This is a genomic window from Embleya sp. NBC_00896, from assembly GCF_045207785.1.
Classification (GTDB): Bacteria; Actinomycetota; Actinomycetes; order Streptomycetales; family Streptomycetaceae; genus Embleya.
Genome location: NZ_CP108777.1, coordinates 2605861 through 2626373, shown reverse-complemented (window position 1 = coordinate 2626373; position 20513 = coordinate 2605861). Strand labels below are relative to the sequence as shown.

At 69.7% G+C, this 20513-nt stretch carries 20 protein-coding genes and 3 pseudogenes; 9 read left to right on the top strand and 14 right to left on the bottom strand.

Features of this window, described 5'->3' with window-relative positions; translation table 11 throughout:
- Positions 1 to 281: 281 nt before the first annotated feature.
- A complete protein-coding gene (locus OG928_RS45175) occupies positions 282 to 857 on the bottom strand; it encodes a hypothetical protein (protein WP_331767834.1) in 576 nt (191 codons plus the stop codon).
- Here OG928_RS45175 and OG928_RS45170 point away from each other — a divergent pair.
- Positions 821 to 1123 carry a hypothetical protein gene (locus OG928_RS45170; RefSeq protein ID WP_331767833.1) on the top strand — a complete coding sequence of 101 codons (303 nt, stop codon included), beginning with the start codon at positions 821 to 823 and terminating at the stop codon, positions 1121 to 1123. The two genes, OG928_RS45175 and OG928_RS45170, sit on opposite strands and share 37 nt — an antisense overlap.
- On the opposite strand, the gene OG928_RS45165 is transcribed toward OG928_RS45170, so the two are convergent.
- Entirely contained in the window at positions 1084 to 2892 is a 1809-nt protein-coding gene (locus tag OG928_RS45165) for a zeta toxin family protein (protein WP_406291900.1), read from the bottom strand. The genes OG928_RS45170 and OG928_RS45165 overlap by 40 nt on opposite strands.
- 261 nt (positions 2893 to 3153) lie before the next feature.
- Between OG928_RS45165 and OG928_RS45160 the strand changes: the two genes are divergently transcribed.
- Both OG928_RS45160 and OG928_RS45155 read left to right on the top strand, forming a co-directional pair.
- Positions 3154 to 3480 carry a hypothetical protein gene (locus tag OG928_RS45160; protein ID WP_331767831.1) on the top strand — a complete coding sequence of 109 codons (327 nt, stop codon included), beginning with the start codon at positions 3154 to 3156 and terminating at the stop codon, positions 3478 to 3480.
- Between the two features lie 368 nt (positions 3481 to 3848).
- Positions 3849 to 4394 (top strand): anthrone oxygenase family protein, encoded by a 546-nt coding sequence (locus tag OG928_RS45155; protein ID WP_331767830.1) that lies wholly within the window; start codon positions 3849 to 3851, stop codon positions 4392 to 4394.
- Positions 4395 to 4553: 159 nt separating this feature from the next.
- Here the strand turns inward: OG928_RS45155 and OG928_RS45150 are convergent, their stop codons facing one another.
- The 4 genes from OG928_RS45150 to OG928_RS45135 form a co-directional block, all read right to left on the bottom strand.
- Entirely contained in the window at positions 4554 to 4880 is a 327-nt protein-coding gene (locus OG928_RS45150; RefSeq protein WP_331767829.1) for a helix-turn-helix transcriptional regulator, read from the bottom strand.
- A gap of 433 nt (positions 4881 to 5313) precedes the next feature.
- Complete coding sequence (locus OG928_RS45145; protein WP_331767828.1) at positions 5314 to 6405, bottom strand: hypothetical protein; 1092 nt, start codon at positions 6403 to 6405, stop codon at positions 5314 to 5316.
- On the bottom strand, positions 6402 to 6659 hold the full coding sequence (locus OG928_RS45140) for a sigma factor-like helix-turn-helix DNA-binding protein (RefSeq protein ID WP_331767827.1): 258 nt from the start codon (positions 6657 to 6659) through the stop codon (positions 6402 to 6404). The genes OG928_RS45145 and OG928_RS45140 overlap by 4 nt, the downstream gene beginning before the upstream one ends.
- Before the next feature lie 133 nt (positions 6660 to 6792).
- Positions 6793 to 7764 carry a JmjC domain-containing protein gene (locus OG928_RS45135; protein WP_331767826.1) on the bottom strand — a complete coding sequence of 324 codons (972 nt, stop codon included), beginning with the start codon at positions 7762 to 7764 and terminating at the stop codon, positions 6793 to 6795.
- Positions 7765 to 8118: 354 nt separating this feature from the next.
- Between OG928_RS45135 and OG928_RS45130 the strand changes: the two genes are divergently transcribed.
- Together OG928_RS45130 and OG928_RS45125 are read left to right on the top strand one after the other, a co-directional pair.
- On the top strand, positions 8119 to 8670 hold the full coding sequence (locus OG928_RS45130) for a GNAT family N-acetyltransferase (protein ID WP_331767825.1): 552 nt from the start codon (positions 8119 to 8121) through the stop codon (positions 8668 to 8670).
- Positions 8671 to 8755: 85 nt separating this feature from the next.
- Positions 8756 to 9583 carry an ATP-binding cassette domain-containing protein gene (locus tag OG928_RS45125; RefSeq protein ID WP_331768336.1) on the top strand — a complete coding sequence of 276 codons (828 nt, stop codon included), beginning with the start codon at positions 8756 to 8758 and terminating at the stop codon, positions 9581 to 9583.
- A 91-nt stretch (positions 9584 to 9674) separates the two neighbouring features.
- Here the strand turns inward: OG928_RS45125 and OG928_RS45120 are convergent, their stop codons facing one another.
- The 3 genes and pseudogenes from OG928_RS45120 to OG928_RS45110 all read right to left on the bottom strand — a co-directional run.
- Positions 9675 to 10418: an SDR family oxidoreductase gene (locus tag OG928_RS45120; RefSeq protein WP_331767824.1), complete on the bottom strand. Its 744-nt coding sequence runs from the start codon at positions 10416 to 10418 to the stop codon at positions 9675 to 9677.
- A 459-nt stretch (positions 10419 to 10877) separates the two neighbouring features.
- Positions 10878 to 11673 (bottom strand): annotated as a pseudogene (locus tag OG928_RS45115) (group II intron reverse transcriptase/maturase); the annotation flags it as partial.
- Positions 11673 to 11816, bottom strand: a pseudogene (locus tag OG928_RS45110) (IS5/IS1182 family transposase); the annotation flags it as partial. The pseudogenes OG928_RS45115 and OG928_RS45110, both read right to left, overlap by 1 nt.
- Positions 11817 to 12898: 1082 nt before the next feature.
- Here OG928_RS45110 and OG928_RS45105 point away from each other — a divergent pair.
- Entirely contained in the window at positions 12899 to 13981 is a 1083-nt protein-coding gene (locus tag OG928_RS45105) for a hypothetical protein (protein ID WP_331767823.1), read from the top strand.
- A 119-nt stretch (positions 13982 to 14100) separates the two neighbouring features.
- Here OG928_RS45105 and OG928_RS45100 read toward each other — a convergent pair whose 3' ends face one another.
- The 3 genes from OG928_RS45100 to OG928_RS45090 all read right to left on the bottom strand — a co-directional run bounded on the left by OG928_RS45100 (position 14101) and on the right by OG928_RS45090 (position 15101).
- Entirely contained in the window at positions 14101 to 14316 is a 216-nt protein-coding gene (locus OG928_RS45100) for a hypothetical protein (protein ID WP_331767822.1), read from the bottom strand.
- A gap of 55 nt (positions 14317 to 14371) precedes the next feature.
- Positions 14372 to 14620, bottom strand: coding sequence for a hypothetical protein (locus OG928_RS45095; RefSeq protein ID WP_331767821.1), 249 nt, complete (start codon positions 14618 to 14620; stop codon positions 14372 to 14374).
- Positions 14621 to 14723: 103 nt separating this feature from the next.
- A complete protein-coding gene (locus tag OG928_RS45090; protein WP_331767820.1) occupies positions 14724 to 15101 on the bottom strand; it encodes an ArsR family transcriptional regulator in 378 nt (125 codons plus the stop codon).
- Positions 15102 to 15199: 98 nt separating this feature from the next.
- Between OG928_RS45090 and OG928_RS45085 the strand changes: the two genes are divergently transcribed.
- On the top strand, positions 15200 to 16465 hold the full coding sequence (locus OG928_RS45085) for an MFS transporter (RefSeq protein ID WP_331767819.1): 1266 nt from the start codon (positions 15200 to 15202) through the stop codon (positions 16463 to 16465).
- Between the two features lie 413 nt (positions 16466 to 16878).
- Here the strand turns inward: OG928_RS45085 and OG928_RS45080 are convergent, their stop codons facing one another.
- Complete coding sequence (locus tag OG928_RS45080; RefSeq protein ID WP_331767818.1) at positions 16879 to 17466, bottom strand: hypothetical protein; 588 nt, start codon at positions 17464 to 17466, stop codon at positions 16879 to 16881.
- A 241-nt stretch (positions 17467 to 17707) separates the two neighbouring features.
- Positions 17708 to 18070 (bottom strand): annotated as a pseudogene (pgk, locus tag OG928_RS45075) (phosphoglycerate kinase); the annotation flags it as partial.
- Positions 18071 to 18596: 526 nt separating this feature from the next.
- On the opposite strand from pgk, the gene OG928_RS45070 reads away from it, so the two are divergent.
- Positions 18597 to 20315, top strand: coding sequence for a hypothetical protein (locus OG928_RS45070; RefSeq protein ID WP_406291897.1), 1719 nt, complete (start codon positions 18597 to 18599; stop codon positions 20313 to 20315).
- A complete protein-coding gene (locus tag OG928_RS45065; RefSeq protein WP_331767816.1) occupies positions 20299 to 20502 on the top strand; it encodes a hypothetical protein in 204 nt (67 codons plus the stop codon). The genes OG928_RS45070 and OG928_RS45065 overlap by 17 nt, the downstream gene beginning before the upstream one ends.
- Positions 20503 to 20513: the final 11 nt, after the last annotated feature.

Here is a 20513-nt window from a genome sequence, read left to right as displayed (position 1 = left end):
GACCATTCGCTTCGACCTCATCCCGGCACGAAGGTTATTGACCGCCTCGAAGATCGCCGCTGGGGATCCAGGAGGGCGACACCATCGACCAGCACCAAATGGGAGACTTCCGGCAGGTCCACGCTCGCGTTGCGTCCAACGCAACATCGTTGAATCGGTTACGGGGCGCTGGTCAAGCCTCGGGCGGCGGACAGAGTCCGCCGCCCGAGATCCGCCGTGACCTGCAGGTCAGCCCCGTTTGCCGCCCGCGTCGAATGTTGCATCCAGCGCAATTCCGCTCGCTATCGGAACTTGCGCCACCGGCGCTCCCCCGGCAGATACCGCTGTCGCGGGTCCTTGACCATCAGGCCCTCGATCCCCGCCGGCGCCCACTCCCGCATCCACCGCTCTGCAAGAGCGCGGTCGGTCGTCGACGGGCACAACACCCACGGCGGGCCGAGCCCGTACTCGGCGAACAGGGCCTCCAGGGCCGAGCGGCGCTCGGTGTAGGGCAACGCGGTGAGATCCCGATCCCGAGGGATCAGGTCGAAGGCCACGAAGTTCGCCGGACTCTCCCACGCCAACTTCGAGGCCCCGGCCCGGGTTCGGTTCATCCGCTTCCGCAAGAGGTCGAACGCGAGCTTGCCGTCGTGCCAGTCCACCAGCTCGCCGTCCAGCAGCACGTCTTCGGGAAGGTCCCGTTCGGCCGCAGCCGCGATATCGGGGAAAGCATCCGACAGGACGGTCCCCCGTCGGGACAGAACCCGCGCCGGGCCCCCGGCCGGGCGCGCCACCCAATGGCCCTCGCCATCTCTCCTGCCCCGATCCCAAGGCGGCTTCCGTGCACGACCCCGCCCCCGACGACGCCCCACACACATCACCCGAAGTCCCGGACCGTTCCGAGACGGCCGACCACGAGGGCGGGTCCGAAACGGTGGGCCAGGTGATCGCCTGGTACACCGAGCGGATCCTGGCCGAGACCAGGGCGGCCGCGCCGGACACCGGACGTCTGGCGCGCTTGCGGGCCGAGCGGCAGGCGTGCGTAAGCGACCGGCGGGAGCTGAAATACGCCGACCCCGACCGGGCGGCGGAGATCACAGCCCTCTACGACGCGCGTTTCAGGGAACTCACCGAAGAGCCGTAACCGAATTCCGGCGCGGTCCGCGGGGACGGGACGGGCAGCCCGGCCCGCGACGTGGGCGTGCCCAGGGACTGGAGTCGCGTCGGCGCGGGCATCAGGGGCGCGGCAAGGCTGGCGATGTCCGCCAGCTCGGACCGGTGTTGCGGCAACACCGCCGTCAGCCACCGGTGGATCGAGAGGAACTCGGCCGCCTCGCCCGGGGTGTAGGGACGCCGCTGCTCGCCCAGCAACGCCCACGCGGCGCCCGCCGCACGGGTCCACCGCCCGTCCGGGCCGCGGTCGTTGCGATAGGTCGCCGTGTGGTCGCGCCGCACGACCGTCACCGAGTCCACCGGCGAGTCGTGCTCGGCGGCGTGGACCGAGTCCAGGACCGCGCGCAGGCACCGGTCGTGCCCGGCGGCCGTGGTGAATCGGGCCGGGCCGGACCTGCCTACCCGGGCGTAGCGGGCGGCGGTGCCCTGGCGGCTGTCCGCTGCGCGGACGGCCAGGACGACGAGGTCGACCCGGTAGCCGGCGCGGCGGTCCGCGGCGGCGTCGGCCAGGAACGCGTCGGCGCTGCCCGGGGAGATCTCGACGATCATGTCGCCGCGGCGCGCGCGGACGTATGCCATGGCCTGGTCGCGCCAGGCACGGTAGTCGGCGCGCACGCGTTCGCCGGCGGTGCGGGGGCGTTCCCGGAGGAGTTGCAGGTAGTCGGGGTGGGAGACCTTGAAGTCCTCGGCGGTGATCCCGGTGGGTCGGCGGTGGCGCATGGCGCGGTGGACCAGGCGCGCCGCGCGGGTCTTGCCGGCGCCGGGCTGGCCCATGACGTACACCACCACCGGGCGCTCGTGCGCGGTGATCTCCCCCAGGTCCGGAACGAGCAACTCGTCGAAGATCCATTGGTGTTCCGCGGCGGACAGGCGGTGGTAGTCGACGCCGGGTGCCTCGGCGATCGCCCGGGCGATCCGCCGGACCGGCTCGGCCAGGGCCGCGGCCCGTTCCGCGTCGCGTCGGACGGCCAAGCGGTGGTCCTCGGCCAGCGGTTCGCAATGCAGGCGCCGGTCGGTGTCGGCCAGATCCGCTCGGAATCGCATCGTCTCCGGCGCGGTCCACGGTCTGGCGCGCTCGCCGACCACGGCCGTGTCGGCTCCCACCGGGCGGACCCACTCACCATCCACGCCCGCCTCGTTGGCGTACAGCGCGGTGCCGTCCCGGCGCACGACGGTAACCCGGTCCGCCAGCTGCTCTGCCTCGATCACTGCCAGGACCTGCGGTAACGCCCGCGCGCAGGCGTCGTGGTTCTCCCAGGACACGTACCGGCCCGCGGCGGCGGTCGCGCCGGTGACATAGCGGTCCAGGATCCCCAACTGACTCAGGGCTTCCGGCGTCGCCAACGCGACGACCTCGACCCGGAAACCCGCCCACCTGTACGCCGCCGCGTCGGCGCGAAACGCGTCCACGTCGGCGAGCGCGGTCTCCACCACCGCGTCGAAACCCCGGTCCCGCACATGCGCCTCGACTGCGACCTGCCAACGACGGGTGTCCGCTCGCACCGCCGCGCCGGCGGTGCGCACGTCCTCGGACAGGGCCTCGGCGTAGCGGGGGTGGAGGGGCTTGTAGAGATCGGCACCGACGCGGACCGTGCCGCCACGACGATCGAGTACCACCTGGACCAGATCGGCGATCGAGGTCTTCCCCGCGCCGGGCTGACCGCCGACGAAGACCACCACTGGCCGGTCCTGCCGCACCGCGCCGGCCGTCCATGTCGCCAAGATCCGGTCGATCACCATGTGTCGGTGATACTCATCGGCGGGTGTCGCAACCGACAAGCGGGCATGACAGCATGGGCGTGGTTCGTCGATGGGCATTCAGTCTCCATCCGTCGGACTCTGTGAAACAGGCGGCTCCCGGAGGCAACCGGGGGCCGTCGCCATTTCGGCGTCGGCCCGCTGAGCACGACAGCAGAGTAGTCACACGAACCGGCCCTGAGCGCACGTTGCATATGGCTCTGACCTGCAAAGTTTGCAGATGCACGGACATTGCAGCCCCGGATGCGTCCGGGTCGCCGGCAAGGAACGTGTTCCCGGGACTTCGTCGTCCAGGCCAAGGCCGGAGGAGCTTGCGACGACACCGTCGTCGAGCAGGTCACCCCGGACAACGACCCCGAAATCCAGCTCGGCTGGGGGGTGTCCGTGAGCGGGGTCAATCCCCCGGCCGCCGTCATCCCCCTCCCCCACCGCATGATGTGGGACATCCAGAACGTGCTGGACGAGATCGCCAACGGCGACGGTGACGCCCGCGCAATCCAGGCTGAAGTGATCAAGTACGCCGGTCTGCTGCGGGGACACCCGGTCGACCACGCCACCGGTCGGCTCTAACCCGACCCGCAGTCTCGCGCGAGAAGCGTTTGTCGGTGCGCGCGAGCCTGGGGACGGCCGGTCTCGGCTGTCCCTGGGCTCGTTCACTGCAGGCACGGCGGAGTCGCGGTGGTCTCAGTCATCGGAGCATGGTCGCAGCCGGGCGACGGTCCGTTCGGCGTTCCGGGCGAACGCGTCGGGTGGAGTGATCGTCCGAGCATGTCCCCGGTTGTATCGGTAACCCCGGGGTTAACCGTGCTTGCGGGAACGGCCGTTGTTCGAGGCGGACGCGAACGGGAGTCTTGAGGTGTCGAAGAACGGAGCGGCGAAACGCGGAGACCGCGACCCGCTCCTCCCCTCACCCGCCGTCGATTTCCCGGGAGTTCGCCATGGCCGCCGTCGACCACATCCTCACCGCCGCCGCCTCGCCCGACACCGTCGCCGGCACCCGCGACACCGTCGGCCGCTGGTTCACCGCCGGAACCGTCGCCAACGCCCTCATGGCCGGCACCTACGTCGCCTTCACCGCCGTCGTCATGCCCATGCTCTCCACCAAGGACGACGCCGGGTTCGTCAACTCGATGCAGAGCATCAACACAGGGATCGAGAACCCGCTCTTCTTCGCCGTCTTCTTCGGCGCCCTGGCCGCACCCGCCGTCGCCGCCTGGAAGCTCCGCAAGCGCGGCGGCGGCACCACCATGAAGTGGGCTTTGGGCGCACTCGCCCTCTACACGACCACCGTCCTCACCACCTCGGGCATCAACGTCCCCCTCAACGAGATGCTCGCCTCCACCGGCGACGCCGACCCCACCAAGGCCCGCACCGACTTCGAGACCACCTGGAACATCTGGAACGGCATCCGCGCACTCCTGACCACCGGCGCCACCCTCGCCATGGCCAAAGCCCTCCGCCTCCACCGCCGCAACCGGATCTGAAACAAGCCCCGACCGGACCCCGAACCCACAGAACAGCATCACCCACTCGCCACCGGCGCGAACGCGCAAGAAGCAGGCCAGCCATCGCCAGCGCTCCGGGCATGTACATGCAGAGCCCCCGCCCGGCGGCGCTACGTCGGGCGGGGGCTCTCGCGTGGTTCAGTGGTGAATGTGCCCGTAGACCTGATGGAACAGGCCGGCGAGACTCGTGGCCGCGAGGGTCGCCGCAGCGTAGAGCCGGCTCCACAGGGGCGAGGCGGCGTTGCCGCCGGTCGCGCGCACGATGCAGCGGAACACCCCCGGACTCGGCAGGCGCTTGCCGCTCTCCGCATGCGAGACGGAGGAAGGCGAGCAATGCGCCTTGTCCGCGACCTCGCGCACGGTCATCCCCGACGCCTTGCGGCAGTCGCGCAACTCCCTGGCCAGGGCGAGGCGATCCGGGTGCAGGGCGGGGTCGGGGTCGCGCTCAGGCCGCCCACGACTCATCGGCCGCTCTCCCCCTCGTGCCCCGGGGTGACCTCCCAGACGCCGCGCGGCTGGGGCCACGAGGCCACGCATCACCCAAACCGCCTCGCTCAATAAGGCCACCTCCCTGAGCAGGCAGGTCGACGCGGCGACCACGGCCAAGAAGCCCGCCGGCGAGGCACGCGCCGCCGTCCTGACGACCAACAACGGCCGTCGGGCCTTGGGATGGCGGCGCGTGTCTCCCGATTGGGACGCACCGGCTTGCGGGGGCGGGCAGACCCGCCTCGAAAGCGTCGGCGAGCCGTTCAGGCGTACGGAGTCGGCTCCGAATCGATGTCGACCGATCGGGGTTGACGCGATTCGACGCACGCGGAACTTCGCTCGGCCCTTGCCGAACACCCGTGGTCGGGCACGCTGTCCACGGCCCCGGGCACACGTGGCGCGGCAGGGGTCATCACGTCGGGTTCCATGGGGCGGATTCCGTGGCTGGGGCCGTTAGCGGCCGGACGACGTAGATTCCGCTCTCTTTCGGGCTTTCTTGGGAGCGGTCCTTGAGGTCTTCGATGTCGATCGTCTCAGGCCATCGTGTTCCGGTCCCAGACCAGCGCACTCCCGCCAGGTCGACTTCGGTCAGCGTCACGCCGCGTAGGTCCGAGGTCGTGAAGTCGTGGAGCAGTGCCCTCAACGAGGGTCCGTTCAGTCCCAGGGGGAAGCGCCCGAGAACGAGGCCGATCTCGTGGCGTGTCTCGCTGAGGAATCGTTGTGCCAGGTGGCCGGCGCATTCCATCGCGGCGATGAGGGCGTGCATGAGGTTCGTGGAGTCCGCCTGGCTCCACATCTCGGTCGGGATCAGGGGCTGTGGCCACGCCTTGGGGTCGAGGAGACGTTCGGAGCAGTCGAGGGCGTCTCCCACGGAGTCGGTGAGTCTCGTGGCGTACTTGCGGACTTCGTCGGGCGTCCAGGCCCGGGCAAGGACATGGGACGCGAAGTTCAGGACGTTGTGGTGGACGCGACTGATTCCGCGCAGGGTGTGATGCTCCCGGGCCCTGGCGCGCACGTGCTCGCCGCGTGGATCCAAGCGGGCCGCGTCGGCGAGATAGTCGACGAGACCTGCGGCGTGGCGGTGCGCGTGTTCGAGTTCCTTGGCGATCCGGAAGGCGAGTTCGTAGTCCCGCAGGGTCGCCGTAACCTGCGTTCTGCCGCGGAGGGCGAGCCGTTGCCGAGGCTCGACCGACCACACGAATCGCTCCAGGAGGGCGCGTTGGTCCTCCCGGGTGTCGCGGGCGGATCGGATCGGGTCGGAAGAGACGGGATCGGGCCATGACTGGGTCCGCACCGAGTATTCCTGCGGCACGATCGCCGCCAACCCGCTTTCGACGTCGAGGACGTCGGCGAGATTCTCGACGAGGGTGGCGTGGCGGGAGTGGAGCAGGATCTCGCGCAGACCGGCTTCCACGTCCAATGCCTGCTCGAGGCCCACCGCGAGGACGTACCGGTGTCGATCGAACTCGAGGGCGACGTCGTCCTGCGCCTGGCGGTCGGTCACCGGTTCTCCTCTCGCGTCTTCAGGTAAAGCGCCGCCCTTCGTCGGCCCTTCATCAGGTTCGCGCGCACGGCATCACTGGTCAGGCCGAGTTCCTGGGCTATCTCCGAAGGGGTGAAGCCGGCGAGTGTCCACGCGAGGACTTGGCGCTGACGCGGCGGGGTCGCGAGGCGTTCCAGTCGGGGGCGCCCCAACCACGGCTTCTCCAGGGCGGTGGACGGCTCCAGGCCTTCGACGGCGCCATCCCACCCGAGCATCCCGGCGGCGGATCCAACTCCCGGGGACGGCGTGGACTGGCCCAACGGGTGTTCGGCATCACGTAGGCGTTCCCAGCGTTCCTGCCAGCCGGTTTGTCGCGGCAGCGGTAGGTACCCAATCCCAGGCGGGCGTTCACGTCGGGCTCCCGGCGATGGTGGCGGCTTGGCCGGCGACCAGGACCGTGACGACGGCGGCTGCGTCGGCGATCCCGAGGTCGGCGCGGGCGGCCAACTCCGCCGGCGTTGCGCCGCGACCCTCGGCGAGTGGCCGCAGCATCGGCTCGGTGGCCGCGGCGAACGCGAACTCCTTGCCGTTGGCGGTCAGGACGGTGGTGTCGGTGACGGGGTCGGTGCGCAGATGGGAGCGGGCGGTGGTCAGACGCACGGCGAGGGTGCCGTCGGCGGGGACGTCGCCGATGTGGGGCAGCGAGGGGCGCATCCGGCCCGGGTAGAGGGCGTCCCGGGAGGCGGCGTAGGCGCCGAACAGGTCGGGGTCGGTGAATTCGGCAAGGACGAGTTTGCCCAGGCGTTCGACGTGTGCGATCTGTTCGGCGGGGATGGCGTGTACGGGCAGGTCGCGGCGGAAGTCGGCGTCGCGGCGCAGGTTGTCGGCGATCCACGCCAGGAGGTCGGCGCCGGTGCGGGTCTGAAGTCCGGCGGTGATGTGCAGCGAGGGGTGTCCCTGGTCTGCGGTCACCGCGTGCCACCAGCCGCGCGGCACGTAGAGCACGTCGCCGGCCGTCAGGACGAGGTCGGTGATCGGTGTGTCGGGCGGGGGTTCGGGGACGGCGACGTCGCGGTGCAGCGGCGCTGTGCGGGTGGAGCCGTACAGGCGCCGGCGTTTGGAGCCGTCGAGTTGGACGATCACGGTGTCGTGGTCGTCCCAGTGGACGCCGAATCCCTCGACGGGGGTCCAGGACGCGTAGGCGTTGATCTGGACGCCGGTGCGTGTGAACCGTTCGAGGTCCTGGGCGAACCCGCCGAGCGGGCCATAAAGTTCGTCGACGGCGTCCAGGACGAGGGTGGCTCCTGCGGCGAGGCGCTCGTGCGGGTGGCCGGGCTGGAGGCGGTGCACGACGACGTTGCGGCGGCTGGTCTCGGGCATCGTGTAGTCGTGTTGAGGCAGGGCGTCGCCACCGACGGCGAGCCGCAGCCGGGGCGGCTCCAGGCGCTGGTGGGCGAGGATGTCGTTGAGTGCGTCCCAGGACAGAGCCCGGCGACGTCGGCGGGGCTGCCGGGTACGTGCAGGAAGTCGCGGTGCAACGCCCGGGCGAGGCAGGTGTCCCCGCCCAGGCGCTCCGCGATCGACACAAGGGTCATCGCGATCTGCTCCGGTTTCTGCTAGTTGTCGTTTCCGTCGGTCTTGCCGGTTCGGCCGGGCAATGACCGGGGTCGACACCGCAGCGGCGCGCGAACTGGTGAAACGGCTGGGACACGAACGCGAACGAGGGGGCGGGGCGTGGGCGACGTAAGGATCGAGCGGCACGACGGGCCGGCGGCGGCCGCACTCGAGGACGAGGTGAGCGCGACCTACGGCGCGGTGTTCGCCGAACCCCCCTACGGCAAGACCGCGAGCGAGGTCGCCGCGAACGGGCGCCGATTCCGCCGGCAATGCAGGAAGGCGAGTTTTCGGCTCGCGGTGGCGCGCGAAGACGGCGGCCGCGCGCTGGGCATCGCTTACGGATACGCGTTGTCCGCGGACACCGGCTGGTGGGACACCCTGACCGAACCCGTCCCCGACGAGGTCCGCCGCGAGGACGGACACCGCACGTTCGGGCTGATCGAACTCGCCGTCCTCGCCGAGGCCCGAGGGCGCGGCGTGGGCCGGGACCTGCACGAGGCGGTCCTGCGGGACGCGGAGCACGAGCGGGTGCTGCTCAACGCGCGCCCGGACGCGGACGCCGCACAGACGCTGTACCGCAACCTGGGATACCGGCGAGTGGGCGGCGCCCACCCGTGGGAAGGCGCGGTCCTGCACGACGTCCTGGTCCTGGAGCTGCGCAAAACCTGAGCGTCGGTGTTCGCCGGCATCCGCGCCGCGTCGGCGGCCGTCGACGCCATGGTCCGCGCAGCGGGCGAAGGTCTTCCACACCGGGCTGTACGTCGACGACTGGCGGGCCTTCCTCAACGACGCCACCCAGTGGCGCACCGCCCGCGGCACCGTCCCGCTCCCCACCACCGGGCCCGCCCTGGTACGGGCCGAGCAGGTCTCCTTCACCTACCCCGACCGCGACACCCCCGCCGTCGAGAACCTGTCCCTGGAACTGCACCACGGCGAAGTCGTCGCGCTGGTCGGCGAGAACGGCAGTGGCAAGACCACCCTCGCGAAACTCCTCACCGGCCTCTACCTCCCCGACACCGGCACCGTCACCTGGGACGGCGTGAGAACCACCGACACCGACCCCGAACACCTGTGGACACGCGTGGCGTCCGTACCGCAGGACTACACCCGATGGCCCATGAACGCCCGCAACAACATCGACCTCGGACACCCCACACCCACCGGCGACGACGCCGTGCACACCGCCGCCGAGGCCGCCGGAGCGGACGCCGCACTGACGGCCCTGCCCCACGGTCTGGACACCAGCCTCGCCCGCTCCTGGTGGGGCGGCCACGACCTCTCCGGCGGCCCATGGCAACGCATCGCCATCGCCCGCGCCTTCCACCGCGACAGCGCCTTCCTCATCCTCGACGAACCCACCGCCGCCCTCGACGCCCGCGCCGAACACCACGTCTTCACCCGCCTGCGCACCCTCGCCGCAGGACGCACCACCGTCTTCGTCACCCACCGCCTCGCCAACGTCCGCAACGCCGACCGCATCCTCGTCATGAACGCCGGACACATCGTCGAAACCGGCACCTTCGACGAACTCGTCCACGCAGGCGGCCTCTTCGGCGAGCTCTACAAACTCCAACAGGGCTGACCCGAACCACCCTCGCCACGCGAGGGCTGCTCCCGGAACGACCAGTCCCGCGCTCTTCCGCGGGACTGGTCGCTCGCATCATCAGCGACCGTCAGACCATCAGGCCGCCGGAGGCGCGCAGGTTCTGACCGGTGATCCATTGCCCGTCGGGCCCGGCCAGGAAGGCGACGACGCCGGCGATGTCGTCCGGGCGTCCGAGCCGCTGCAGCGGCGTCAGGGAAACGACGTGCTCGACGGCCTGCTCCAGATGCTCCCCGGCCGCGGCGCGCATCATGTCTGTCTCGGTGGCTCCCGGGGTCACGCTGTTGACCGTGATGCCCCGGGGACCGAACTCGTGGGCGGCGACCGCGGTGATCGCCTCCAGCGCGGCCTTGCTGGCGAAGTACAGGGCCAGACCCGGCACCGCGCCGGACGAGGAGATGTTGACGATCCGCCCGCCCTCGCCGAGCCTTTCGGCAGCCGCTTGGATGATGAAGAACGGCCCCTTGGTGTTGACGGCCATGACCTCGTCGAAGTCGCTCTCCGAGGCGTCGCAGATGCTCCCCATCGGATTGATCGCCGCGTTGTTGACCACCACGTCCAACCCGCCGAGGCTCCGGTCGACCTCGGCGAAAAGGTGCTTCAGGTCGGGCAGACTCCCCTGGTCCGCCCGTACCGCGATCGCCCGCCCGCCGAAGGCCGCCACTTCGGCCACCACGTCCTCAGCCGCCGCCTGGTCGTGCTTGAAGCTGAACATCACCGCCGCGCCCTCACGAGCCAGCCTCACCACGATCGCCCGCCCGATCCCCCGCGACCCCCCGGTCACCAAGGCCTTCTTCTCCGCCAACGTTCCCATGCCAGATCCTTGCCCTCGGGCCGCTCCCCGGATGAGAGCGACTCACCGCAGAGTCGTAGCAACCACGCGAGTCTTGACATCCGCGGCGAAGACAAGCCGCGGCAGCGGCAGTGCCGCAGGCCCAGGATCTGCGGGTGGTCTGCGGCACGCTTGTGGAAGAGAGCGTTGCGGGTTGTCGGGGCGACGGGCCATCAGCGCGTGGTGCCAGGGCGTGTACGGAGTTGTGGTTATTCGGCGGGGCGGAGGCTGCGGATCCAGATGATCGTGCCTCGCAGGTGGAGGACCGCCAGGTAGCTTTCGGGGGTTTTGTCATAGCGGGTTGCCAGTCCGCGCCAGGCCTTGAGCTTGTTGGTTGGGTAGGCCGCGCGGCGAGGTGTCCGCTTCTGGGCGGGTCCTTTTCCGCACGGCCTCCCTCCGAACCCGCCGTACGAGTTTCCCCGTAACGGGCTCTCCAGTGACCTATTCCGTGATCCGGCAAGTCGGCTTCCCGACATGGATGGCGTCGTGACAATCGGTGCAGACCACCAAGGTCTTGCGCCTCTTCTTCGCCATGACCCGATTCCATTGAGGGAGTAACCTGCCCCTGTCGAGGTCGGCGAGTTTCCGGATGTGGTGCACCCGTACGTCGTGTGACGCCCCACAGAGCTCGCATTCCCCTTTCAAGAGCCGAGCGATCAGCTCTTTTCTGGGATGAGGACCGGCCACTTGGCGGTCCGTGAGGACTGCCGCCTTCTGTCGTACAAGAGAGATTCCACCGAATCGCGCGACCAGTGGCTTCCTTCCCGCGCTGCGGGGCGACACTGGCTTCGAAGCATGTGCGAAGCCCGTGCGGTGTCTCGACTTTGGCCTTGTATCGGGCCGCCATCTTTGAGACCGTCGAGCGATGCTTTGCCGCCAGTGTCTTGAGCAGCGAGGTTTCCATGGCCCATCGCAGCCGATGTAGCCGACATACGTTCTGGGCCGGCAGGTAGTACTGGATGATGCCCCTGTATTCGGCCCCGAAGACGCTGACGATGGTGTAATCGTCCTCGTTTAGAAGTTGAGGCCGGTGCGCGGGTTTCCCCCGTCTGCAGTATGGGGCTGCCTTTTCTCTGATCACCGCCGCCGGCACCCGTAGGGCAATACTCCCGTTGGCCGTCCTACGGCCGTGGGTGACCTGCCTGTCATTGTGCTGAACGGTGATCTCATATCCGAGGAAGGATGCCGCTCCCTTACGGGCGTGGGTGATCAGCGTCTTTTCCGGCGACAGTTCCAGCCCCGGCTGCCCCTTCGTCTCCGGTTTGCGGCCTGGTCCGCCTTCTCCGGGATGACCGCCTTGATCTTGCGTGTGCGCAGGTGGGTGCGGTTGGCGCGGGAGGAGTACGCCTTGTCGGCGGCCACCGCGTCGGGCCGGATCCGCGCACCTCGACCACCGCGCGGCGAGCGCCGGGGGTCGCGTCACGGCAAACCACCGGCCACCTGGGCGCACAGACCAGTGGGACGACGCGGGCACGATCGCGCGGTCGACCCCCGATCGGGCGGCGATCGTCCCGGCGTCGTCGCCGGCTCGTCCGGTGTCCGCGAGGCCGTCCTACGTCGGATTCGGTGGACCGAGGGCCTTCGGGCGCGGAGCGTCGGTCCGGTGGCGTTGCGCCACCCGCGTTTTCCGGATGTCCCCGAAAGCACGTCGTCTTCTCGAACGCACGACCATCCAACCAGTCGACTATTCGGCCGTGGACGCGTCGGTCCCCGCCGACGGAACGTGTGCGCCGCGAAGTTCCGGTGTGGTTCGGCCGGTTCTACGCCTACCGGACGATCATCGCTCCTCGTACTGTCATAGCCACACAAGGTGATCGATCGTAGTTCGGCCTGTCGGCGATCGGCACGATGACCGCGAACGCCGCGCCACGCCGGTTCGGGTCGTCGTCGACAGGTGTCGTGTACCGCAGGGCCCGGCCTACGCGGCGGACGTCCCTCGCGGAGATCTCAAGGAATGGGAGTGTCGCGTGGCCGTGCCGGTGGAGGAGTTGCGGGCGAGTGTGGTCCTGTCCGAGTCCACGGACGACGGGAGCGATTCGGGGGCGACCGAGGTCGAGGCAGTCCCGGTCCACGAGTCGACCATCGATCCCGACCCGATCCGGCCATCACCCGCGCAAGGCGAAATCGAACGCGCGAACCCGGTGATCGTGGGAAGTCCGCATCCGGCCCGGGCATCGAGGCCGACGAGCTCACCGTCCACATCCTCACCGGCACGGCCCCCGCCAACCCGGCTCTGGACCCGATCGGGATCGCCCCGGACACGGCGCAGCCGTGTGGCCGACCGACATCGGGGGCCTCCTCCCGCCCCGGGCGCCGTCGAATCCGCCCCCCACGAGGTACTCGCGAAGCGAGCCCGAACAGGTGACCACACCACCGGCCCCTCCGGGCAGCCCCTGCCCGGGGTCGCCGGGACGAACCGGGGCGCACCCGACTCCGCCTATCGCAGAAACGGAACCCACAGCATGAGCCTGGTTGCCCAATCCATCGCCGCGGACCCGGACGACTCCCAGTCCCTCGCCGCCGGAACCGTCCTGTCGTACGAACTCACCACCGAACCCGACCCGATCCGCGCCTCGCCCGCCACCGGCACCGTCGAACTCGCCAACCTCGTCGTCGTCGGCTCACGCCAGGCCGCCGACGCGATCGAGGCCCGCAAACTCACCGTGTACCTCCCCACCGGTACCGCCTCGGCCGAACTCGCCCTGGACCTGACCGGAATCGCCGCACGCACCAGCCTGCCCGGCTGGACCGCCACATCCGACCCCACAGGCCAGCGCATCGTGTTCGCACCACCCTCCGGCACCGCCACCATCCAGCCCGGCCAAGGCGTCACCATCCAACTCGACGGCATCCGCATCAACCGCCAAGTAGGCAGCGCCCCGGTGGTCCTCGAACTCGAATACCGCGCCGGATCGACCGCCTGGCGCACCGACACGGTCACCCTCGGCGTCGGAAAGTTCCCGCCCGGCTTCCACCTGCGCAACCTCGTCGTCACGCCGCTCGTCGTGGACAACGGCGGCGAGGCCACCCTCACCTGGGAAGCATCCGAGGGCGCCACCTACAAACTCCTGTACGACACGGCCGAGATCGACGTCACCAACCGCCGCAGCTACCCACTCACCGACATCCGCCGCACCACCATCTACTACCTGCGCGGCATCGCCCAATCCGGCAACAACACCGTCGAACGCACCCTCAACACGATGATCAGTGTGAACCGCCCCGACCTGGAAGTCGGCAACCTCACGGTCAACGGCACCATGAAACTCGGAACCAGCTTCCGCCGGCGACTCAAGGACCTGCCCGACGGACGGACGGTGACACTCACGGCGAACAACGACGGAATCCTGATCCTTCTCAGCAACGGAGGCGAGGTGTACCTCAACACCTCCGTCATCTCCGGAGTCACCGTGGACTACTCGAAACCCCAGTGGACGTTTCCCATGAACAAGGGCGAAAGCATCACCATGACGAAACAGAAGGTTGGCCCGTTCCAACTGTGGTGGGCGGCCATGGGGGCGCAACCCCTGGAGGTTCCCTGGTAGACCGATTTCGGGGACAGGCCCCATCACCCGATTCGAGTGGGCGAACCTCCGCAGGATCGAGGAATTCTCTATATAGACGCGGCCTGCCGGCACACTGCCCTGCCGGCCCGGCCGGGTGGTCAACGGGGCGCGGCGGTGAGCGCGTCGGGGAGGCTGCCGCAGGGTTGGGGAACGTCGGGGTAGTCGGCGTCGCCCTCCACCCGCAGCCGGCGCATCACCGCCTGCAGCCGTCCGGGCAGTCGGGGGCGGTCGCCGCGGTCGCACTGGGCCCGGATCTCCTCGCGCACGTCCTCGGGCAACAAGGGCCGGTCGACCTCGACTTCCTTGGTGAACACCGGCGGCGGGGTCGTGCACACCAGAGCCGAGAGCGAACGGGCCTGCTCCAGCCAGTTAGTCCGCGTCGCGGGCCTCGCCGCGGCTGCGGTGCTGCAGATACAGGCACCAGGCCGCGTGGTGGCTGCCCGCGCCGGCGGCGAACCTCCACCAGAACGTCGCGCCCTCGTCCCGGCCGCTCACATGCAGCAGACACGCGAACACCAGCGCCCCGCGCGGGTCGATCACCCGCCGGTCGTTGACAAGCCTGCCCAGGCGGCCCGCCGCGCCCGGCGCGGTCAGCACCAGCACGTCACACCCGATCATGAATGAACCTTTCGACGTTCTGGCAGGCATAAGTGATCACGGGGCGTGTCGGGGCTTACTGTGGCCCATGCCTGCCTCTCTTCGTTCGACGAGCGGCGCCTCGTCATACCTCCGGGGTCCAGGCAGCCACCAGGTAGAGGAGGCCGGGGAAGCGGGCGTTGAGGTCGTCGACACGTACGTGACTGCGGCGTTCGAGCCCGTACTGGCGCTGGCGCGTGACGCCCGCCTCCCGCAGCGCCTTGAAGTGGTGTGTGAGCGACGACTTGGGCCGGTCGAAGCCGAACCAGCCACAGGAGTGGTCGAACTGCTCTGATTCCAGGAGGAGTTTGCGGACGATCGTCAGCCGCAAGGGATCGCTGAGCGCACCCAGAACGGCCTCAAGACGCAGCTCCTCAACCGCCGGCTCCGGCAGCGGTTCGGGCAGGCCGGGCGGCTCCGGGAGCACCTTGGTGGCGGATGCGGTGCCTGCGGTCGAAGGCATGGGCAACTCCTCATAAGTCGATTCCTTTGTACGACTTCGATCGTACTGCATGCTAAGTTCGACTCGACTCGTACTGCAGGAAGTCGGAAGGAGCAGTCATGTCCGAGACTCGGACCGCGCCCGTCCAGGCCGCCGTCGACGGAAGGCAACGAAGTGGCACCGCGGAGCCCGGCGGACGATCCGCTGCTCCACTGTGGTGGGTGTGGCTGGCCGCGTGGCCGGTCACCGCCGTGTTCGTGCTGTCCAACGCGGCGACGCCGCTGTATGTGCTGTGGCAGCGTGACATCGGCTTCTCCAAGGGCACCCTGACCGTGGTGTTCGCGTTCTACATCGTCGGCCTCATCGGCTCGCTTCTGGTGTCCGGAGTGGTCTCCGACCGGCTCGGGCGCAAGCCCGTGCTGCTGCCCGCCCTGGTGCTCGCCATGGCCGCCTGCCTGATCTTCGCGACCGCCACCACCGTGGCCGCGCTGATCGTGGCGCGGCTGTTCACCGGGATCGCCGTCGGTGCAATCGTCTCGGCCGGCATGGCCGCGGTGACCGACGTGGCCGGTCCCGGGCGCAAGCGGATCGCCGCCCTGCTCGCTTCCTGCGCGATGGTCTTCGGTGCCGGTCTCGGCCCGCTCCTGGCCGGGGTGCTCTCCGAGACGCTGCCCGCGCCGACCGTCACCGTCTTCGTCGTCGAGGCCGTGCTGCTCGTCACCGCGGTGCTCGCCGTGCTGCACATGCCCCTCCGGCGTCCCGCGGCGCCCGCGAAGGGCGCCTGGGTGCGCGTGCCCGGCGTGCCGCGCGGCAACGGCCGTCAACTCGCCCTCGGCATCGCCGTGTTCGCGCCCGGCATCACCGCCACCTCATTCGTGCTCTCGCTCGGCCCCTCGCTCCTGTCGGGCCTGCTCGGCACCACCAGCCGGATCGTCACCGGCGCCATGGCCTTCGTCATGTTCCTCGTCGCCACCGGCGTGCAGTTCGCCGTACAACGCCTCGACCGGCGCACCATCCTCACGGCCGGCGCGGTCAGCACCATGCTGAGCATGATCACGCTGATCGTCGCCGTGCACACCTCGTTGGTGCCGGTCCTTATCGCCTCCGCACTGCTCGCCGGTGCGGGCCAGGGCATGGGCCAGCTCGGCGGCCTGTCGCTGCTCAACTCCAGCGTCCCGCCCCAGCGCCTCGCGGAGGCCAACGCCGCGCTCAACGTCGGCGGGTACGTCCCGGCGGGGCTGCTGCCCGTGTCCGCCGGTTACCTCAGTGACGCCGTGGGCCTGACCAGCGGTGCCACGGTGTTCGGTGCCGTCCTCATGGGCCTCGCGGTCATCGGCGGCCTGGTGGTCCTCGCCAGTCGGCGCCAGGTGACGGAACCAGCCTGACGGCCGCGAGCCACAGCAAGCCCCGACACCGCCCCGTGATCACCAATGCCTGCCAGAACGTTGAAAGTCGAGCGAATCCACAACTCTTGACAATTACTCAAGGGACCCAGACGCCCCCCTGTGGCCCCTACACACCCAATCCGCCACATCCCACCATCAAGGACCGGGCAACACCACACAGCGCCATCGACAGGCCCGGCGCCCGACCGACAACCCGACCCGAAAGTCGGGAGGAAAACCGGACAGGAAAACTCGACAGGAAACCGAGAGACCCCGCAGGAACCGCCGCGCCCGCGGCGCCGGTTCGGCTCAACCGCGCCAGGACCCGTCGACCGGGCGACGGACCGTAGGAACGAGGAACGGTGAGCGCGTGAGTCGGATCCGCGCTACGGCGAGCCGACTCCCCCGCGGCGTCACACCCGCCGCACCATCAGCCCGGCCAAGGACTCTGCAGCGACCCTCTCGACGAGCCAGTTGCCCTCGGGTATGACGCCCTTGCGAAGTTGTTTGAGAATCGCCTTGCGGTGCTCGTACTCGTGGATCATTTGCGGCCATTCGTCGGCCGATACGGCGCGAGCCAGGCGCGCCGCCAAGGAGGCGTTCGCACGCAGTTGATCTGCGCTCCCGGACGGACGCACGCCGCCCTCCACGATCGGCGGGCGCAACGTGCCGGACGTGAGGCGTTCCCACATCTCGGCCTCGGTCGCGGGAGGATCGGGGTCTTTGTCGCTGCCCTCCTTCATGGTCCACAGCTTCGGCATCGCGTAGATCCCGCCGTGTGGGCCGATCCGGGGCCACCAGGTGACACTCAGCTTCGCGCGCGCCTGCGTCTTGTCGGAGGTGAGCCTGTGCAGGAGACGAAGTCCTCGGATGGCCACCCGGTACAGCGGGACCCGACGACGCATTCGGCGATACTCGATGCGAAATCGCTCGTCGCTCTCCAGCCAGGCGCTGCCCTGGAGCTTCCGGCCGCGGACGTGATCAGTAATGGCGTTGGGCATTGTGATCCGTTCCGGTACACACAGGTGTCGGGAATACGGGGTTCCGGATCGATGAGCCTACCGGGCGAGTTGCCCATGCCCGATAGTGCCGACCGTGCCGATCGAGGCGGAGCGCTTCCGATCGAGGCGGACCCCCGGGCGCGATGTCGAGCCTTCCGACACCTGGGCATGCGGGTGTGTGGCCCGGGACACGAATGACCCGATTCACGAATGAACCGGGAGCTTTCCCCCAGGCCGGGTACTACGTGGCGCGGGCTTCGAGGACGTCGATACCCGGAAGCCGCTTACCTTCGAGATACTCCAGGGCGGCCTCGCCGCTGGTGGAGACGTACGACAGCTTGTCCACCAGGTTGAACTGGTCGATGACGGCGAGCGTGTCACCGCCCATGGCGACCGAGAACGCCCGGCTCTTGGCGACGGCCTGGGCGACGGTCTCTGTCCCGTTCCGGAAGTTGGCGAACTCCCACACACCCACCGGGCCGTTCCACAAAATGGTCTGGGCGCGCTCCAGGATCTCCGCCGTGTTCTGGACGGTTTCCGGACCGAGGTCCAGGATCTGCTCGCCGTCACCGACCGCCCCGACCTTCTTCAGGGTCGCCGCCGCGACCCCCACGCCGGGTCCCGGCGTCCCGGACATGGGGCAAACGGCCAGAGCCCCGATACGTGCCACACCACGGCGGATCCGGGCCTTCGCCCTTCCGGCGGCACCGGTGCACCGCAGCCGCCCGGCCCTGACACGCGGAACCCGCAGCCGGCCCGCGGACGACACCGCGCGGCCGACCGGAGCCCGGCAGGGCACCACGTCCCACCCAGTCCTCGCGCTCACACTCGCTGCCCCGCCGTGTCCTACGCCGTCCTACCACAGGGCCGCCGGCCTCCCCTCGATCGAGCCCGGTCCGCCCCCGAGCGCGACACGGCGCGCCTGGCCGATTAGTCTTCGTGCGTCATCCTGATGCCTGAGCAGGCTCCGCATCCGTCGAGCGGTTGCGGAGCCCAGTCGTGCCTGTGAGGAACTTGTCATGAGCGAGCCGCGCGGGGGCGTCGGCCGGAATCATTTCGCTCGACTGCGCCGCCTGCGGTGGGGTCCATGCCCGCGTCGGTCGGCGTTCGGACGCGAGGGCGGCCGCATCGTGACGGCGGTCGTCGGCGCCGCCGCCGGCGAACGGCGCGGTGGTCGCCTGGGCCAGGCGTCCGGCGCGCGTCACGGCGGGGACCCCGAGCCCGCGAAGCCGTCCGGCGTCTCCCCGCCCCGGTGGCGGATATGTCATGTGGCGGTTGCGCTCGCACTACCGCTGTATGTGGGATGGGGCCTCCTGCTGGCCACCGGTGGCGGTGATCTCGCGGCTCAGTACTCCTGGGCGGAGTTCGCCGTGCGGCATCCGGGTACACCGTACGGCCTGTTCTGGTTTGGCGGGATCGACGTCGGCAGCTACAGCGTCCTCTCGCCGCCGCTGATGGCGTTGGTCGGGGTCCGCACTCTCGCCGCCCTCAGTGGGTTGACCTCGACCTGGCTGTTGGCCGCGCTGTTGGTGCGCACCACCCGGAAAGTGCCGACGTGGCCGGCGCTGATAGGGGTGCTGGCGCTGTGGGCCAACGTCGTCTCGGGCCGCGCCACGTTCGCTCTCGGTGTCGCAAGCGCGCTGGGCACCTTGCTGGTCCTCGTGGGGCGGCACACACCTGTGTGGCGGCTCGTCGCGGGGGTCGTGGGGGCGGGGTTGACCGTGCTGTTCAGCCCCGTGGCTGGTCTGTTCCTTCTCGTGGCGGGCGCGGGGTTCCTGCTCGACCGGCAGTGGGCGAGAGGCCTGGCCCTGACCGTACCGACGGGTGTGGTCGGTGGGTTGGTGACCGCGCTGTTCCCGTCCCACGGCCAACAGCCCATGGGAGCCGAGCGGATCATCTTGCCGGTCCTGGCCGGCGTCGTGGTGGCCTTGACGGCGCCGCGCGACTGGCGCGTGCTGCGGGCCGGTGGCGCGGTCTACGCCGTCGGTGTGGTGCTGACCTGGCTGATTCCTTCGCCGGTGGGCACCAACGTCGAGCGCCTGGGCACGCTTTGCGGCGCGCCCGTGCTGCTGGCAATCTGGTTCGAGCGGAGACGGCGAGGCCCGCAGCCCGGGAGGTCCTTGCTCCGAGTCGGTGGTGACGCGTCCTTCCGCACGCGCTTCTGTGCCGCGGGGCTGGCGATGTGCGTGATCTGGACGGCGGTGGCGACGGCCCGAGATGTGCAGGCGCATACGGAGGTGCCCGGCTGGTCGCGGCACACCGCCGGGGTCATCGCCGAGTTGGACCGGCTGGGCGCGTATCGCGGCCGTGTCGAAGTGGTCCCCACCGGCTCGCACCGCGAGGCCCGGGTGTTCGCCCGGTATTTCCAGGCGGTGCGCGGCTGGAACCGCCAACTCGACATGGAGCGCGGCCGGTTGTTCTACTCCGAGGAGCTCGACGAGGCGAGCTATCGGGCGTGGCTGAACGATTGGGCGGTCGGCTACGTCGTCCTGCCGCACGCCCCACCGGACGGCTACGCCAGGACCGAGGCCGCGTTGATCCGGTCCGGCCGCCTGGGCTCCTGGCTGGAGCCGGTCTGGAACGACGCCTATTGGACCGTCTTCCGCGTCCAGGACGCCGTGCCACTGGCCACCGCCCCCGCCGAAGTGCTCCGTGCCGGCGACGCCGACATCGTGCTCAAGATGCCCCGCCCGGGAACGGTCACCGTGCGTGCCGCCTACTCGCATTGGCTGTATTCCGACGGCGCCTGCCTGCGCGCGAGCGGCCCCTGGATACAACTGACCGCTTCGCGCCCCGGGATCTACCGGATCACCTCCAGCTACTTCCCCCCGGATGGCTGCCGAACATGAGGTTTGCGGCCGGGAGGCACTGACGCCGTCCCACATCCCCGAGGCCGCTCAGCCTTTGCCGGCATACGCGCAGCCGGGCGACACCGTGCACATCTCCGAGATGTTCCGCCTCGTACGCGGCACCGGGCACATCCTCGACGTGCTCGACGTCCTGCACCGCGACCGCCTCGCCCGGCGCATCGCGTGACGACGGTCGGC

Excerpts from the sequence above, each read along its gene's own strand:
- OG928_RS45175 (WP_331767834.1), bottom strand. The coding sequence starts at position 857 with ATGTGTGTGGGGCGTCGTCGGGGGCGGGGTCGTGCACGGAAGCCGCCT.
- OG928_RS45165 (WP_406291900.1), bottom strand. The coding sequence starts at position 2,892 with ATGGTGATCGACCGGATCTTGGCGACATGGACGGCCGGCGCGGTGCGG.
- OG928_RS45160 (WP_331767831.1), top strand. The coding sequence starts at position 3,154 with ATGCGTCCGGGTCGCCGGCAAGGAACGTGTTCCCGGGACTTCGTCGTC.
- OG928_RS45155 (WP_331767830.1), top strand. The coding sequence starts at position 3,849 with ATGGCCGCCGTCGACCACATCCTCACCGCCGCCGCCTCGCCCGACACC.
- OG928_RS45150 (WP_331767829.1), bottom strand. The coding sequence starts at position 4,880 with ATGAGTCGTGGGCGGCCTGAGCGCGACCCCGACCCCGCCCTGCACCCG.
- OG928_RS45140 (WP_331767827.1), bottom strand. The coding sequence starts at position 6,659 with ATGCTCGGGTGGGATGGCGCCGTCGAAGGCCTGGAGCCGTCCACCGCC.
- OG928_RS45135 (WP_331767826.1), bottom strand. The coding sequence starts at position 7,764 with ATGCCCGAGACCAGCCGCCGCAACGTCGTCGTGCACCGCCTCCAGCCC.
- OG928_RS45120 (WP_331767824.1), bottom strand. The coding sequence starts at position 10,418 with ATGGGAACGTTGGCGGAGAAGAAGGCCTTGGTGACCGGGGGGTCGCGG.
- OG928_RS45105 (WP_331767823.1), top strand. The coding sequence starts at position 12,899 with ATGAGCCTGGTTGCCCAATCCATCGCCGCGGACCCGGACGACTCCCAG.
- OG928_RS45095 (WP_331767821.1), bottom strand. The coding sequence starts at position 14,620 with ATGATCGGGTGTGACGTGCTGGTGCTGACCGCGCCGGGCGCGGCGGGC.
- OG928_RS45090 (WP_331767820.1), bottom strand. The coding sequence starts at position 15,101 with ATGCCTTCGACCGCAGGCACCGCATCCGCCACCAAGGTGCTCCCGGAG.
- OG928_RS45085 (WP_331767819.1), top strand. The coding sequence starts at position 15,200 with ATGTCCGAGACTCGGACCGCGCCCGTCCAGGCCGCCGTCGACGGAAGG.
- OG928_RS45080 (WP_331767818.1), bottom strand. The coding sequence starts at position 17,466 with ATGCCCAACGCCATTACTGATCACGTCCGCGGCCGGAAGCTCCAGGGC.
- OG928_RS45065 (WP_331767816.1), top strand. The coding sequence starts at position 20,299 with ATGGCTGCCGAACATGAGGTTTGCGGCCGGGAGGCACTGACGCCGTCC.